Annotated in this window: 14 protein-coding genes and 1 other annotated feature; of the genes, 2 read left to right on the plus strand and 12 right to left on the minus strand. The window is 37.6% G+C overall.

Annotated features, from left to right (window positions below):
* Positions 1-26 precede the first annotated feature (26 nt).
* From FH036_RS15085 to hemA, 12 genes are all read right to left on the minus strand, one after another.
* Positions 27-602, minus strand: coding sequence for a Maf family protein (locus tag FH036_RS15085; protein WP_000720488.1), 576 nt, complete (start codon positions 600-602; stop codon positions 27-29).
* Between the two features lie 221 nt (positions 603-823).
* The gene (locus FH036_RS15095; RefSeq protein WP_000360981.1) at positions 824-1,786 is read right to left on the minus strand and encodes a hypothetical protein; all 963 of its coding nucleotides are present in this window, start codon (positions 1,784-1,786) and stop codon (positions 824-826) included.
* Positions 1,787-1,947: 161 nt separating this feature from the next.
* Positions 1,948-3,252 carry a bifunctional folylpolyglutamate synthase/dihydrofolate synthase gene (locus tag FH036_RS15100; RefSeq protein WP_138321055.1) on the minus strand — a complete coding sequence of 435 codons (1,305 nt, stop codon included), beginning with the start codon at positions 3,250-3,252 and terminating at the stop codon, positions 1,948-1,950.
* 93 nt (positions 3,253-3,345) lie between these two features.
* Positions 3,346-5,991: a valine--tRNA ligase gene (locus FH036_RS15105; protein ID WP_000072228.1), complete on the minus strand. Its 2,646-nt coding sequence runs from the start codon at positions 5,989-5,991 to the stop codon at positions 3,346-3,348.
* 38 nt (positions 5,992-6,029) lie between these two features.
* Positions 6,030-6,262: a binding site (T-box leader), on the minus strand.
* Between the two features lie 122 nt (positions 6,263-6,384).
* Positions 6,385-7,410 carry a spore coat protein YsxE gene (gene ysxE / locus FH036_RS15110; RefSeq protein WP_000367002.1) on the minus strand — a complete coding sequence of 342 codons (1,026 nt, stop codon included), beginning with the start codon at positions 7,408-7,410 and terminating at the stop codon, positions 6,385-6,387.
* 62 nt (positions 7,411-7,472) lie between these two features.
* Positions 7,473-8,450 carry a stage VI sporulation protein D gene (gene spoVID, locus FH036_RS15115; RefSeq protein ID WP_139895937.1) on the minus strand — a complete coding sequence of 326 codons (978 nt, stop codon included), beginning with the start codon at positions 8,448-8,450 and terminating at the stop codon, positions 7,473-7,475.
* Between the two features lie 109 nt (positions 8,451-8,559).
* Positions 8,560-9,849, minus strand: a complete 1,290-nt coding sequence (gene hemL / locus FH036_RS15120) for a glutamate-1-semialdehyde 2,1-aminomutase (protein WP_000712926.1) — start codon at positions 9,847-9,849, stop codon at positions 8,560-8,562.
* Positions 9,849-10,838, minus strand: a complete 990-nt coding sequence (hemB, locus tag FH036_RS15125) for a porphobilinogen synthase (RefSeq protein WP_001087058.1) — start codon at positions 10,836-10,838, stop codon at positions 9,849-9,851. The genes hemL and hemB overlap by 1 nt, the downstream gene beginning before the upstream one ends.
* 20 nt (positions 10,839-10,858) lie before the next feature.
* Positions 10,859-11,611, minus strand: coding sequence for a uroporphyrinogen-III synthase (hemD, locus tag FH036_RS15130; protein WP_139895939.1), 753 nt, complete (start codon positions 11,609-11,611; stop codon positions 10,859-10,861).
* Between the two features lie 2 nt (positions 11,612-11,613).
* A complete protein-coding gene (hemC, locus tag FH036_RS15135) occupies positions 11,614-12,543 on the minus strand; it encodes a hydroxymethylbilane synthase (protein ID WP_139895941.1) in 930 nt (309 codons plus the stop codon).
* Positions 12,544-12,558: 15 nt separating this feature from the next.
* A complete protein-coding gene (locus tag FH036_RS15140; protein ID WP_139895943.1) occupies positions 12,559-13,392 on the minus strand; it encodes a cytochrome C assembly family protein in 834 nt (277 codons plus the stop codon).
* Positions 13,393-13,409: 17 nt separating this feature from the next.
* Positions 13,410-14,744, minus strand: coding sequence for a glutamyl-tRNA reductase (hemA, locus tag FH036_RS15145; RefSeq protein WP_139895945.1), 1,335 nt, complete (start codon positions 14,742-14,744; stop codon positions 13,410-13,412).
* 416 nt (positions 14,745-15,160) lie between these two features.
* Here hemA and FH036_RS15150 point away from each other — a divergent pair, with 416 nt between their 5' ends.
* Both FH036_RS15150 and FH036_RS15155 read left to right on the plus strand, forming a co-directional pair.
* On the plus strand, positions 15,161-15,613 hold the full coding sequence (locus FH036_RS15150; RefSeq protein ID WP_000133920.1) for a MarR family winged helix-turn-helix transcriptional regulator: 453 nt from the start codon (positions 15,161-15,163) through the stop codon (positions 15,611-15,613).
* Between the two features lie 2 nt (positions 15,614-15,615).
* Positions 15,616-16,032 carry an organic hydroperoxide resistance protein gene (locus FH036_RS15155; RefSeq protein ID WP_000359781.1) on the plus strand — a complete coding sequence of 139 codons (417 nt, stop codon included), beginning with the start codon at positions 15,616-15,618 and terminating at the stop codon, positions 16,030-16,032.
* Positions 16,033-16,034: the final 2 nt, after the last annotated feature.

Raw genomic sequence — 16,034 nt, forward strand, 5'->3', positions numbered from 1 at the left:
TCTCTCAAAGAAAATCCCATGCAGTTTTACGCATGGGTTACATCAATATTAAATTGTTTTAATTCCCGAACAAGACGTGAAATTGGTAACCCAACTACACTATAGTAGTCCCCTTGAATATGTTGAACAAAAATAGATCCTTTACCTTGAATCCCATAACTTCCTGCTTTATCCAAAGGCTCTTTTGATGCAATGTATGTGTCAATTTCCTCTTCTGTTAATTCCCAAAACGTAACTTCTGTACGCTCGTAAAAAGTGACTGTTTTGTCCTTTGCTATAATTGCAACACCTGTATACACCTCATGTGTTTTCCCTGATAATAATTGCAACATTTCTTTCGCCTCAGCCTCATTAGATGGCTTTCCAAGAATACGCGACTCATATGTAACAATTGTGTCTGCACCTAACACAATATAATCACTGTTATTTTCTGCTACCGCAGATGCTTTTTGCAGGGCAAGGGACATAACAATATCAGAAGGCGATGAATACGCACCAATCGTTTCTTCTACTTCACTTACAACAATTTCAAATGGTACACCCGCTAACTCAAGCAATTCCTTCCTGCGAGGTGATCCTGAAGCTAAAATAATTTTTTTCATATTTTCTCCTTCCTTTCTCACATGAAGCAGAATCATTTATATCAATCGTATCAAAGGAATAGTTTGTCCACAAATAAAAGAAATATTATTTTCTCTAAACAAAATAATACTTCCTTACCAAAACACGATTATATTCCTGTCATAGAGAAAGCACTTTACTCTAAATTCAAAAGAAAAGAAAGAAGCCTTTACACTTCTTCCTTCGTCATTTCATTATCCTATTATTTCACCTTTTGTGAAACAATTTTTTCGTATGAAAGTATACCATCAATGATAACTTGATTTAATTTCGCTAATGATTCCTTATCATCTTTTCCGTCCTTCACTGTTTGCACAGCTACCGACGTATACATATACAATTTCTTCGCTTCTTCCTGCTTCATACTTTTCCCTTCTTTTTCAATCGCTTTCCACTCTTTTTCGATCGCACCTATATCTTTTGTATTACTTTTTTCACTAGCTTGTACGCTAGAAGCATATTTTGCTAAATGAGTATATAATGGCTGTAATTTTGTTAAAAACGCCCCGACTTCTTTATCATCTTTAAGTAACGCTTTATCTGTTATATCCCAGTCCTTTTTCAATACGGAGACATTATCTTTTTTATACTGCGTCATTAATTGGTTTATGCCTTGTTCATCGCTAGCAATACCAACAACTAATGCATACTTATCGCCGCTCGGTTTTAAGGCTGCTACACCTCCATTACCTTTCCACTCTTCAAGAGCGGCCTGTCCCTTTTCTTCAGAAGAATAGATTCCTCCTTGAACAAAAAATAATTTCATTGGATCTAATGACGTTCCTGTCTGTGCTTTTGTTTTTTCCTCTTTTGGTGCTGGTGTTTGTTCTGCCGTTCCACCCACCTTTGATTCTTCCTTTCGCATCTGCTTCGAAGCTGTTACTTCGCTTCCTCCTGTCGCACCTTGTCCTTTCAGTAACTGTAGCATCCCCATCCCAAACGCCGTACCAATAATAATTGCAGTTGCAACGATTGCAATTAACGTATTGCTCCACTTCTTTCGATTTTTTTCCGTAGACGCTACTTTCGATTTTTGAAACAGAACAACGTTTTTTGGCCTTTCACTTTCTACTACCATCCAATCAAATTCATCTTTCTTCTTCTCCTCATACTTCGCTTCTGTTCCATTCACTTTCACTGAGATCGTTCGTGATTGCTTGTCCATACACTCACACCTCACCTCTTATCGTTGTCCGCATCATATCATATTCATTTCACAAAAAAACGAGATATTTGTCAGAGGAATTCGCCAAATAACCCTATATATTTATCTTATATGTATGCATTTGACTTCATTTGTAGAACAAAAAAACTAGATAGCAAAGACTATCTAGTTTTTTCGCGAATATATTTTCGAACTTCCGAAATGAAATAAAGAGAACCTGTTATGATAAAAACATCATTTTCTCCAAGCATTTCAACCTTCGTATCAATTGCCTCTTTCCAATTTTCAAAAACTAATTTTGACTCTTCCTTTGCATACGATGCAAGTTTGTCAGCAGAAATCGCACGATCAAAGGCGAATGTTGTAAAAATAATTTCATCGGCGATGCTTTCTAATTGACCTACCATATTGTGCAATTGTTTATCACCAAGGGCAGTAAATAAAACTATTACATTTTTATCTTTGTAATGTGATTCTACCGTTTTCACAAGACTTTCAATACCTTCTGGGTTATGAGCACCATCTATAATAATATCCGGATTACTTTGCAGTTTTTCAAAGCGCCCCACCCAATACGCTTCCTGTAATCCCGTTCTTATTTCTTCTTCCTCAATTAAAAATGATAAGTATGTTTTTACATACATGACTGCCATAAGTGCAAGTGCTGCGTTTCCTACTTGATGGCTGCCTTTCATTGAAATTCGCACATCTTCAAAAGAGGCGAAAGGGCAAGTGAAATCGAAATGTTCTCCATCTTCGCTAGACTGTTTATGTAACGATGTAAAATGGTTGCCCATCTCGTATACATTTGCATGATTTTCCTTTGCAACTTTTTGAATGACTTGCAACGCTTCCTCATCTTGCACACCAGTAATAACCGGAACACCAGACTTAATAATTCCCGCCTTTTCATATGCAATTTCTCCTAATGTATTACCTAAAATATGCATATGATCGTGACCGATATTCGTAATAATCGTGAGAACTGGATGAATCACATTCGTAGAATCAAAGCGCCCTCCAAGCCCTGTTTCAAATAAAACAACATCACAGAAATTAACTTTACCGAAGTAACAAATTGCCATAACAGTAATAATTTCAAACTCAGTCGCTTCCCCTAAATCCGTTTCATCTAGTTTTTCAACGACTGGCTTTACCATCTTTACAAGTTCAGTAATCTCTTCATCTGCAATTGGTGTTCCATTCACACTAATACGCTCGTTAAATGTTTCAATATAAGGGGAGGTAAATGTTCCTACCTTATATTTTGCATTTTCTAACATGTAGCGCATATATGTTAACGTTGAACCTTTTCCATTTGTACCAGCAAGATGAACACATTTTATGTGACGTTCTGGATTTCCGAGTTCTTCTAGCATCCATCTCATTCTTTCTAATCCCGGTTTAATACCAAATTTCAATCGGCTATGAATCCACCCTATCGCTTCTTCGTATGTATGTATCACGTATGCTTTCCCCTTTCAAAAGACAACCTTCACCTTTCTATTATACGCAAAGAAAAGAGACTCACCAATATAGTGAGTCTCTAAAAAACATTTTTATTTCTCAAGATCCGCTAGACGTTGGCGAACTGCTTCGCGTTTTTCTAGGTAATCTTGCTCTTTCGCACGCTCTCCTTCAATAACTGCTGCAGGAGCTTTCGCTACGAAACCTTGGTTTGAAAGTTTCTTCTGTACACGTTCTACTTCTTTGTCGAACTTCTCAAGCTCTTTCTCAAGACGTGCTCTCTCTTCATCAAGATTGATAAGATCAGCTAACGGTAAGAATAACTCTGCACCTGTTACGATTGCAGTCATTGCTTTTTCTGGCGCTTGTAAGTCCGTTTGAATTGTTAATTCGCTTGGGTTACAGAAACGCTCAATGTAAGAGCTGTTTTTCGTAAGTTGAGCAAGTACAGCCTCATCTTTTGCTTTAATTTGCATTTGAACTTTTTTGCTCATTGGCGTATTAACTTCTGCACGGATGTTACGAACAGAACGAATGATATCAACTAGAAGGTGCATTTCTGCTGCAGCTTCTGCATCTTGTAAATCTTCGCGTACTGTTGGCCACGCTGCTACTGTAATAGATTCGCCTTCGTGCGGTAAATGTTGCCAAATCTTCTCTGTTACGAATGGCATGAATGGGTGTAACAGACGCATTGTTTGATCTAATACGTAAGCTAAAATAGAACGAGTTGTTTTCTTAGCTGCTTCATCTTCACCGTATAGAGGAAGTTTCGCCATTTCAATGTACCAGTCACAGAAATCGTCCCAAATAAAGTTGTATAATGAACGACCAGCTTCACCGAATTCGTATTTATCCATGTTTCGCGTTACGCTTTCGATTGTTTCATTTAAGCGAGTTAAAATCCACTTATCTGCAACTGATTTTTCACCAGTTAAATCGATTTCTTCATACTTCATGTCATCCATATTCATTAATACGAAACGTGATGCATTCCAAATTTTATTAATGAAGTTCCAAGTAGATTCTACTTTTTCCATGCTGAAACGTAAGTCTTGACCTGGTGCACTTCCCGTTGATAAGAAGAAACGCATTGCATCTGCACCGTACTTCTCGATAACTTCCATTGGGTCAATACCGTTACCAAGAGATTTACTCATTTTACGTCCTTGCTCATCACGAACTAAACCGTGAATTAATACATCTTTAAATGGACGCTCGCCTGTAAACTCTAAACCTTGGAAAATCATACGAGATACCCAGAAGAAGATGATGTCATAACCCGTTACTAGTGCATCAGTTGAATAGTAACGTTTGAAGTCCGCTGCATCTTCATTTGGCCAACCAAGTGTTGAAAATGGCCATAACGCTGAACTGAACCATGTATCAAGTACGTCGTTATCTTGATTCCAATTTTCAATATCTGCTGGCGCTTCTGTACCCACGTATACTTCACCAGTTTCTTTATGATACCAAGCTGGAATGCGGTGTCCCCACCATAATTGACGAGAAATACACCAGTCGTGAATGTTTTCCATCCAACGTAAATATGTGTTTTCGAAACGATCTGGTACGAACGTTACTTTCTCTTCTTCTTTTTGCTGAAGCGCTACTGCCTTCTCAGCAAGTGGAGCCATTTTTACGAACCATTGTGTTGATAAGTAAGGCTCAACAACTGCACCACTACGCTCACTATGACCTACTGAATGCATATGAGGCTCGATTTCTACTAATACGCCCGCTTCTTGTAAATCTTTTACTAACGCTTTACGGCACTCGAAACGATCCATACCGTTATACTTACCAGCTTTTTCGTTCATCGTTCCATCTTCGTTCATTACTAAGATACGTGGTAAGTCATGACGGTTACCTACTTCAAAGTCATTCGGGTCATGAGCTGGCGTAATTTTTACAACACCTGTTCCGAAATCTTTTTCTACATACTCATCAGCAATAATCGGAATCTCACGGCCTACGATTGGAAGTGTAACTGTTTTTCCGATTAAATGCTTGTAACGATCGTCTTCTGGATGAACCGCTACCGCTGTATCACCAAGCATCGTTTCTGGACGAGTTGTTGCAAGACGAATGTGACCAGATCCATCTGTTAACGGATAGTTCATATGGTAGAATGCACCTTGAACTTCTTTATGAATTACTTCAATATCAGAAAGAGCTGTGCGTGTTGCCGGGTCCCAGTTGATAATATATTCACCGCGGTAAATTAAGCCTTTTTCGTATAATTGAACGAATACTTTATTAACCGCATCAGATAAACCTTCGTCTAATGTGAAACGTTCGCGAGAATAGTCTAGTCCTAAACCAACTTTCCCCCATTGTTGACGAATGTGAGAAGCGTATTCTTCTTTCCATTCCCAAGCCTTTTCAAGGAATTTCTCACGGCCAAGATCGTAACGTGAAATACCTTCTTCACGAAGTTTCCCTTCTACTTTCGCTTGTGTTGCGATACCCGCATGGTCCATTCCTGGAAGCCACAATACATCGTAACCTTGCATACGCTTCGTACGAGTTAAAATATCTTGAAGAGTTGTATCCCAAGCATGACCTAAGTGTAACTTACCAGTTACGTTCGGAGGTGGAATTACAATTGTATACGGTTGTTTCTTCTCGTCTCCTGTTGCTTCAAAATATTTGCCTTCTAACCACCACTGATAAAGGCCTTCTTCAACGGACATATGATCATATTTAGTTGGTAAATTCTTTTCCGTGTTTGACATTATTTTCCCTCCTTAAAATAAAAAATGCCCCTCATCCAAAAAAGGACGAGGGACATCGCGGTACCACCTTTATTTACAAACAAATTCAGGAATTTGCTTATACTCTTAATTTGATAACGGACAAATCCGTCTTTTCCTAATGAGAACTATTCCGTTCAGAAAAGATGCTCCAGGGCTACCTTCTAACATAACTATCTAGAGAATCTCCCAGCTAATGATTCTCCTCTCTGAAGACGTTTCTTGTTATACTCTTCCCCTTCAAGGCATTTATATGATTGTTAATTATTATATACAATAGTGTAAAAAACGAAACCTTATTCGTCAAGATAAATTTAAGACTACAGCTTTTTGAGTAAAAAAAAGAAGATAAGTAGCATCCTCTACTTACCTTCTTTATCCGTTCCCTTGCTGGGCAGCTTGTAATTGCGAAAGAAAATATTCTATATTACTAACGAGCCAATGCGCTTGTTGCAAACTCTTTACTCCGAGAAGTTCATTTTCCTCATTACGCCGCTCTCTTCTTTTCTTATAAGACTGGATTTGCCGAATAAATTGCGATGGATACGTCATATACGCAAACATGAGTAGTTGCTCTTCTTTCGTAAAAGGGAAATTTTTTTGATACATTTGATACCATTCAAACCGATCACTTCGCGCAATTGGATATGTGTTTAAAGACCGAGAATAAAAGCCTACAATATCTTGCACAGGTGTTGCAAACTTCGATTTTTCTAAACTAATAAAATAGCCATTCCGTTCATAATCAAATAAAAAATGATTAAGCGATACGTTACCATGTACAAAAGTAATGCGCGTTGTTTCTTTTTCTTTCATTGCATCGTTCCACTCATTTAATTGCTTCGTTGCAAACTCACGCGCTCTCATTACATGATGATAGTACGTACAATACTGCAATTCAAACGGAGACATATACCACTTCGCTTCCGATTCTACAAGAAACTCTTCTAACATCTCTCCATCATTTTCCCAACGATTGGATATATTTGTATAATGTTTTTCTAAATCCTCTTCTGTATACGTTTCTTCTTTTACCGTTTTTTGGTGCAACGTTCCGAGAGTCTGAAACATTTTATGGTATTGATCATTATCCTCGCCGTTCCCTTCCGCACGCTCTAACCAAGGCATTAAATAATAATTATACGTACCATCACTTAAAATATAATTTCCGTCCGTCGCATGATATATAGGTACATAATTTGAAAAACCTTTCTCCTTCAAATATTGAATATGATGCAAAAAGTTATTCCGCTCTAACTTCCTGCCTTCTATTTTCTTGAGCGCATATGGACCTTGATTCGTATAAATTTTCGTCACACTTCCGTGCTCTTCCATATGCTGCGTATCCAATCTATATTGCCTTACAATGGGTTCATAACGATTTCGTAATTCCATATCCATACGAATAACCCTTTCTATTCAAAACATAGCCTTTAGAAAAATAAGTGAGTGAAAACACTCACTTATTTCGCTTTTGCTCTTGAAACAGGAATATAAATAATTTGTCCTGTAGTTAAATATATATCTTCTGTTTGATTGACACGGTATAAGTTTTGTACAGATGTTTCATAACGTTCTGCAACAGATTCGATCGTATCTCCTTCTTGCACAAAATACATTCTTAACTTTGTAAATTCTTCTTCCGGTTCTTTCGTAAATAATTTCGTTAAATAAAGCGCATTTTCATCCCGCTGTGAATACGTTTCCTCTTCTTGTACTTCTTGTTTTTTCGCTTGTTCTTTCTTGAAATCTTTTCTTCCGAACAATTCAAATTGCGGCGTTGTTTCTTTCTCCTCTTCACGCTCTACAAATTCATGTTCTTCTATTTCCTCTTCTTCTACTTCCTGCTCTTTTCTTTCTTCTAGTTGGAACGGTTCAAACGCGTAATCTTCCCACTCATCTGATTCCTTATAGGTTGGCTCTTCGACTTGTGGCGTTGGTCTAGTTTCATGCTCTTGCGCAGAATCATCCTCTAACTCAGCATACGCCGTTTCTTCCTCCTCATCCTCAATTCTTTCTTCATCACATAAACCTGTAATAGATATATCCGCTAATAATTGTAAGCAACCATTTTCCTTTAGTTCATAATCAAATTCCTCGATAGATACATATAGTTCTTCAATTACTTTCACACGGTTTCTTGGGATTGATATTTCAAGCGGGAAGGAATGAACAAGTTCATTAACCCCATCTTCTCTCGTTTCTACATAATCAATGGACTTCGCTGGCGATAGATCTCTTAATGAATAAGCTGAATCATCTTGCCTTGCAACATACTCTCCCGTTAAATCTAATTGCCCTCTCACAATTACCTCATGATCAAGCTCTTCTATCTCAACGTCTGGATCTAACGAAATTGACAAAAGTTCTTCGACTTCCTGTCCTTTTTGGAACCAAACAGATTCTTTTAATGAAAAACGTAATGAATGATCTGTTGCCACTTCTTTTCCCCCTCCCAAACTATATGTCATTACAGATTTATGTACGGAAAGCTGACTTTATGAATAAAAAAAATCGCTCCCCTTACGGAGAGCGATTTTTTTTATTCAATTAAGCTTTTAATTTTGACATTGCAATTTCAGCCGCTGCAATCGTCGCTTCAATATCTGCATCACTATGTGCTGTCGATAAGAATAAACCTTCAAACTGGGATGGCGGTAAAAATACACCTTGTTCTACCATTTCACGATAGTAAGCCGCAAAGAACTCTAAGTTTGAAGATTTTGCTGCATCGTAATTAATAACTGGTTCATCTGTAAAGAAGATACCAATCATAGAACCCGCACGATTGATATGATGTGGAATGCCATGTTTTTCAGCCGCTTTACGTAAGCCAGCTTCTAACATTTCAGCTTTACGCTCAAATTCTACATACGATTCTGGCGTTAACTGTACTAACGTTTCATAACCTGCTGCCATTGCAAGTGGGTTACCTGATAAAGTACCTGCTTGGTAAATCGGTCCGCTCGGTGCAACTTGGCGCATAATTTCTGCTTTACCACCGTATGCTCCTACCGGTAATCCACCACCGATTACTTTACCTAAACAAGTTAAATCAGGTGTTACACCGTAATAACCTTGTCCACAATTATAAGCAACACGGAATCCTGTCATTACTTCATCAAAAATAAGCAATGCGCCATTTTGCTCTGTTACTTCACGAAGACCTTCTAAAAATCCTGGTTGCGGAGGAACAACCCCCATATTCCCTGCTACTGGTTCTACAATGACACAAGCAATATCATCACCGAATTGTTCGAAAGCGTATTTCACACTTTCTAAATCGTTATACGCTACTGTAATCGTATTTTTCGCTACACCTTCTGGTACACCAGGGCTATCTGGTAAACCTAACGTTGCTACACCAGAACCCGCTTTAATTAATAACGAGTCACCATGACCGTGATAACAACCGATAAATTTCAAAATTTTGTTACGCCCTGTATAACCACGAGCTAAACGTAGCGCACTCATTGTCGCTTCTGTTCCAGAGTTAACCATACGCACAATCTCAATTGATGGAACACGCTCAATAACAAGTTTCGCTAATTTATTTTCAATTTCCGTTGGAGCACCGAAGCTCGTACCTTTTTCAGCAACAGCTTTTAAAGCCTCAACAACACGATCATTTGCATGACCATGAATTAATGGACCCCATGATAATACGTAATCGATGTATTCATTTCCATCGATATCATATACTTTAGAGCCTTTTCCACGCTCCATAAACAACGGATTCATACCGACAGACTTAAAAGCACGAACTGGGCTATTTACGCCACCAGGCATTAAATCTTGAGCCTCTTCAAACGCTGCAATCGACTTATCAAACTTTTTCATTATTTAGCGCCTCCTTCTTGTAACCATCTTGCTGCATCTTTCGCATGATACGTAATAATTAAATCTGCTCCTGCGCGTTTCATACTAATTAATTTTTCAAGTACAACTTCTTTTTCATTAATCCAGCCATTTTGCGCTGCCGCTTTAATCATTGAATATTCACCGCTTACGTTATAAGCAACGACTGGTAAATTAAAGTTATTTTTCACATCACGAACGATATCTAAGTAAGAAAGAGCTGGCTTTACAATTAAGAAATCTGCCCCTTCCATTACATCTGATTCTGCTTCACGGAATGCTTCCATGCGGTTCGCTGGGTCCATTTGATATGTTTTACGATCACCAAATTGCGGTGCACCATGCGCCGCATCACGGAATGGTCCGTAAAATGCTGATGAATATTTAACAGCGTACGACATAACTGGTACATGTCCAAAACCATTTTCATCTAATGCGTGGCGAATTGCTGTTACGAATCCGTCCATCATGTTTGATGGCGCAATAATGTCCGCTCCTGCTTTCGCTTGGCTTACAGCTGTTTTTGCAAGAACTGCAAGAGACTCGTCATTTAAAATAATACCATCTTCAATTACACCGCAATGACCATGGCTTGTGAATTGACATAAACATGTATCCGCAACTACTACTAGATCAGGGAATTCACCTTTAATTTGCTGAATCGCACGTTGCACAATTCCATGATCACAATATGCTGATGATCCAACTTCATCTTTTTCAGCAGGTAAACCAAATACAATAACAGAACGAATACCTAAATCAACAACTTCTTGCATTTCAGCTTGCAATAAATCTAAAGATATTTGATATACGCCTGGCATAGAAGGCACTTCATTACGAACATTCTCTCCTTCTAATACAAAAATAGGGTAAATAAAATCTTCCGTATGTAAAAACGTTTCACGCACAAGCGCACGCATGCCCCCGCTTTGTCTTAAGCGACGATGACGATTAAATTGTAAAGAGTTCATAGATTTCTATCCCCATTCTTTTATTTTATAGATTCACAAACACATTGTAGTAATGCTTCTACAGTGTACTCTTTCGGCATAATAATATGCGGAAAATAAAGGCTCGCCTCTTTTTCCGTAATAGGCCCTATACAAGCAATTGTACATTTTTTTGTCCATTCTCTCCAGTTTGTATCCTCAAGTAAACGAACAAAACTAGTAACAGTGGAAGGGCTCGTAAATGTAATAATGTCTACTTTCCCTACTTCTAACGCTTCTATAAGCTCTTGCTTTTTCTCTACATTTTCTTTCGTACCATATACGATAAGCTCATCTAGAGAAACACCCATTTCACGAAGCGCAACTGGAATTACGTCTCTTGCTAAATTCCCTTTCGGAAATAAAATACGTTCGTTTCCACTTAATCTTTTTACAAACTCTTCTGCAAATACTTCTGCAACAAATGAAGTTGGAACAAAATCCACTCCATAGCCTCGCTTTTCTAACTCTAACTTTGTTTTCACACCTACTGCAGCAATTTTAGTCGTTACAGGTAGCTTCTGTCTCAAACGATCTAGAAAAAAAGCTACCCCATTTTTACTCGTAAAAATAACCCAGTCATACGAATGTAACTGCCCTGCTATATGTTGAATTTGCCTATGAGACATACCTTCCATACGCAAAAGCGGAATTTCCAATGGAATTCCGCCCTTTTCTTTCACCGCTACACTCATTTGTTTTGCTTGATGCTGGGCACGCGTAACCAATACCGTTTTGCCAGCGAGAGCGTTCATACTTATTGTTGCCCCTTATTTGCAGCAAGAATGAGTTCTTTTGCGCCTTGGTTAATTAAACGGTCCGCAGCCTCTAATCCTACTTTCTCTGGATCAGTTCCTACTACTGTCTCTTTCAATAAAACAGAACCGTCCATAGACCCGACAAGAGCTGTTAATTCGATTGCATCGTTTTCTGTAAGAGTTGCATATCCAGCGATCGGAACTTGGCATCCCCCTTCAAGTTTATGAAGAAATACGCGTTCTGCTGCCACTGTTTTTTCTGTTACTCCATCATTCATATGAGCTAACAACTGCAGTAAATCTTTATCATCCTCACGACACTCAATCGCTAATGCACCTTGTCCTACAGCAGGTACACATAACGTCTCATCTAAATGTTCTGTAATAACTTCATTATCCCAGCCCATTCTTTGTAATCCCGCTGTCGCTAAAATAATTGCATCGTAATCTTCTTCTTTTAATTTGCGTAAACGTGTATCGATATTTCCGCGAATCCACTTCACTTGTAAGTCTGGTCTCGCAGCGAGTAACTGTGCACTACGTCTTAAACTACTCGTACCTAAAACAGCGCCTTCTGCTAACTCTTTAAACGACGCTCCGTTTTTTGAGATAAAAGCATCACGAGGGTCAACACGCTTTGGTGTACAACCAATCATTAATCCTTCTGGAAGTACGGCCGGCATATCTTTCATACTATGTACAGCCATATCAATTTCTTTCGTAAGTAGCGCATGTTCAATCTCTTTCACAAACAAGCCTTTGCCACCTACTTTTGAAAGAGTAACATCTAAAATTACATCGCCTTTTGTGACGATTTCTTTCACTTCAAATTCATATGGTAAACCTAGCGCTTTTAACTGATCAATAAACCAATTTGTTTGCGTTAATGCTAATTTACTCTTTCGTGACCCTACAATAATTTTGCGCATAATTTTCTCTCCTCATTATAAATACCAAAAGTGGAAGTTGGATAAACTGCTTAATAGAAAAATATTAATTAGCATTACGAGAAATGCTCCGATGTTCCACTGCACGATTTTCTTCCCTTGCAACACATCTGCCACGCGTAAATATAGGCCAGCACAATATACAAATAGAACGACAAAAGACCCGATTACTTTCGTATCATACCAATGGAAATTGTCCAATTTTGTATATCCCCATATGCATCCTAATAAAATAGCTAGTAAGAAAAATGGAACAGAAAATAAATTTAATCCGTAAGACATCGATTCTAGCTTCGGTAAATTCCCTAATCTTCTTAATCTCGCATTCCATTTTTTCTTTTTTAATAGGCGATATTGCAATAAATACATAATAGAAAAAATGAACGATACAGTAAAAGTTGCATAAGAAATAATAGCCATACCGACATGTACATATACAAGCTCCGAAACTAATTGCTCTGCAAGTACCGGCGACATCTTTCCAAGCGGCGTAAAAATAGAAAAAGCGCTTACGCCAAATGCAACAACATTTGTAAAAAAGACTAAAAAATCGATTCTCATAAATCGATTAATGACTAACGACATCGTAATCAATAGCCAAACATAAAAATAAATGCCTGATAATAAGGTTAAAAGGGGGTTCGTTTCTGAATCTGTAGCTCTAAGCAACATAAAAATAGAATGCAGAACCCATACAATCGAAAGTAACCAAAAAGCAAATCGGTTCGCCTTTCGGTTACTTTGGAAATAATCTATAAAATATAAACTAATGCTACAAGCATATAAAATAATTGCAATATGATAAATAATACTGTTATTTAAAAAACTCATCCGATCATCCTTCCAAATTATAAAGATGGAACGGATGGTGTCCACGCTCTTTTATGTTCTACTTCTTCCGCACGACTCTCTACGTCTTCCATTTCTAAATCGAAAATCTTTGCAAATAACGCTAATTTTTCGTCTGCTCCCTCTTCAGCAGCTATTTCTTTCGCTACTAAAATTGGGTCTTTTAATAATTGATTAATAATACTTTTCGTATGCTTACTAATTACTTTTCTCTCACGATCACTAAGAGTTGGTATTTTTCGTTCCAAACTTTCCATCGTTTCACTTTGAATAGCAAGTGCCTTATCACGAAGAGCTGATATTAACGGAACGACACCAAGTGTACTTAACCACGTTTTAAATACAACAATTTCCTCTTCAATCATAAATTGAATTTTCTCTGCTTCTTTTAAACGTTCAGCACGGTTCGCTTCCACTACTCCTTGCAAATCATCAATGTCATACAAGAAAGAACCTTCTAGCTCATCAATTGCTGGATCAATATCACGCGGCACTGCAATATCAACCATAAATAATGGACGACCAGAGCGCATTTTCTCTACCTTTGTCATCATCTCTTTCGTAATGACATAATCCGATGCACCAGTTGAACTAATTAAAATATCAGCTTCTAATAATGCACATTGTAATTCACTTAAAGGTTTTGCGTGTCCCATATATTTCTCAGCCATTATTTCTGCTTTTGAAAGCGTTCTATTCATGACTGTTACTTTACGAGCACCACTTCCATATAAGTTTTGTAGTGCAAGTTCACCCATTTTACCAGCACCAAGAATAAGTACGTGACAATCTGTTAACTCGCCAAATATTTTCTTCCCAAGCTCAACAGCAGCATAACTAACAGACATCGCACTTTCACCAATTGTCGTTTCTGAGTGAGCACGTTTCGCTAATGTAATAACTTGCTTAAACAATTCATTAAAAATTGTCCCTGTTGCTTTTACTTGTTGCGCTTCTAAAAAGCTATCTTTTATTTGACCTAAAATTTGCGTCTCTCCAACTACCATAGAATCTAAACCGCACGTTACGCGGAATAAATGATCGATTGCACCATCTTGTTCAAAAATAGTTAAATATGGTGCGACTTCTTCTATTTCAAGCTGAAACCAATCAGCTAAAAACTTCTTAATATAATACCGTCCCGTGTGTAATTGATCGACAACAGCATAAACCTCAGTGCGATTACAAGTTGATACAATGACATTCTCTAACACGCTCTTTTGATTTTGTAATGTAGTCATTGCTTGCTCTAGCTCTGCTGTCTGAAATGTGAGTTTCTCACGAAATTCTACAGGGGCTGTTCGATAATTTACACTAACAACAAGAATATGCACGCAGCATGTCCCCCTTCACCCGTTTTATCACTTTATCTACTATCATAATACAACTTTCCTCTTATGAATCTGACAATCGTGTGAACAACCGATTATTTTTTTATTTATTCTCCATATGTAAGAAAGGAGATTCAGTAAAATGAATAAAATTTTTCTACTTTATAATGATTATAAATTAATAACTCTATTTGTACGTTACCAAAAAAAGCCCTCATAATCAAGTGATGGAAACTATTCCATATGAATTATAACATCATCTTTCCTATCTTCTTTCATCATGAAGGAAAATATGTATGATTGTTCCAAATTGTAGCACAAACTTTCTCAATACAATGTATTTGACATTGTATTTCTTTTTCGTTATATTGATTTTACAAAATTAAATTGTGCACAACTTAATTAGAAAGGAGTCATTCATGACAGAAGATTCTTTGCATCTAGATAATCAACTTTGTTTTTCTATTTATGCTTGTTCTAGAGAGGTTACACGCTTTTACCGACCGTATTTAGAAGAAATGGGCATTACGTATCCACAGTACATCACTTTACTCGTACTATGGGAGCAAGATGGACTAACAGTAAAAGAAATTGGAGAACGTCTATTTTTAGATTCCGGTACGTTAACACCTATGTTAAAACGAATGGAATCATTAAACCTTGTAAAACGCGTTCGTTCCAAAGAAGATGAGCGAAAAGTGTGTATTGAATTAACAGAACAAGGAAAAGATTTACAAGATAAGGCTTGTTCATTGCCGACAACGATGGCAACAAATTTAGGAATTACAGAACAAGAATATCGTTCTTTATTAATTCAATTAAATAAACTAATTGAAACAATGAAAACAATTAATGATAGAAAAGGGGAATAAACATGGATAAATTATATACTGCTTCAGTAACTGCTACAGGTGGAAGAAATGGAAAAGTAGTATCAGATGATGGCATATTAAATCTTGATGTGAAAATGCCGAAAGCACTAGGTGGTGCAGGCGGAGAGGCAACAAATCCAGAACAACTATTTGCTGCTGGTTACGCTGCTTGTTTTGATAGTGCATTACAACTTGTCATTCGTACGAAACGTGTGAAAGTAGAAAGTACAGAAGTAACTGCTCACGTTTCTATCGGAAAAGATACAGATGGTGGTTTCGGCCTATCTGCTGTACTTGATGTACATGTCGCTGGCGTTTCACATAGCGAAGCACAAGAACTTGTAGAAGCCGCTCACGGCGTATGTCCTTATTCGAAAGCAACACGAGGAAATATTGAGGTTACATTAAACGTACGCTAAAA

Origin of the sequence: Bacillus sp. CD3-5 (assembly GCF_006349665.1) — a bacterium.
Lineage (GTDB): Bacteria > Bacillota > Bacilli > Bacillales > Bacillaceae_G > Bacillus_A > Bacillus_A paranthracis.

Coding starts and splice junctions, on each gene's coding strand:
- ysxE (WP_000367002.1), bottom strand. CDS start 7,410: ATGGATATGGAATTACGAAATCGTTATGAACCCATTGTAAGGCAATAT.
- hemC (WP_139895941.1), bottom strand. CDS start 12,543: ATGCGCAAAATTATTGTAGGGTCACGAAAGAGTAAATTAGCATTAACG.
- FH036_RS15150 (WP_000133920.1), top strand. CDS start 15,161: ATGACAGAAGATTCTTTGCATCTAGATAATCAACTTTGTTTTTCTATT.
- FH036_RS15140 (WP_139895943.1), bottom strand. CDS start 13,392: ATGAGTTTTTTAAATAACAGTATTATTTATCATATTGCAATTATTTTA.
- hemB (WP_001087058.1), bottom strand. CDS start 10,838: ATGAACTCTTTACAATTTAATCGTCATCGTCGCTTAAGACAAAGCGGG.
- FH036_RS15085 (WP_000720488.1), bottom strand. CDS start 602: ATGAAAAAAATTATTTTAGCTTCAGGATCACCTCGCAGGAAGGAATTG.
- FH036_RS15105 (WP_000072228.1), bottom strand. CDS start 5,991: ATGTCAAACACGGAAAAGAATTTACCAACTAAATATGATCATATGTCC.
- hemL (WP_000712926.1), bottom strand. CDS start 9,849: ATGAAAAAGTTTGATAAGTCGATTGCAGCGTTTGAAGAGGCTCAAGAT.
- FH036_RS15095 (WP_000360981.1), bottom strand. CDS start 1,786: ATGGACAAGCAATCACGAACGATCTCAGTGAAAGTGAATGGAACAGAA.
- hemD (WP_139895939.1), bottom strand. CDS start 11,611: ATGAACGCTCTCGCTGGCAAAACGGTATTGGTTACGCGTGCCCAGCAT.
- FH036_RS15155 (WP_000359781.1), top strand. CDS start 15,616: ATGGATAAATTATATACTGCTTCAGTAACTGCTACAGGTGGAAGAAAT.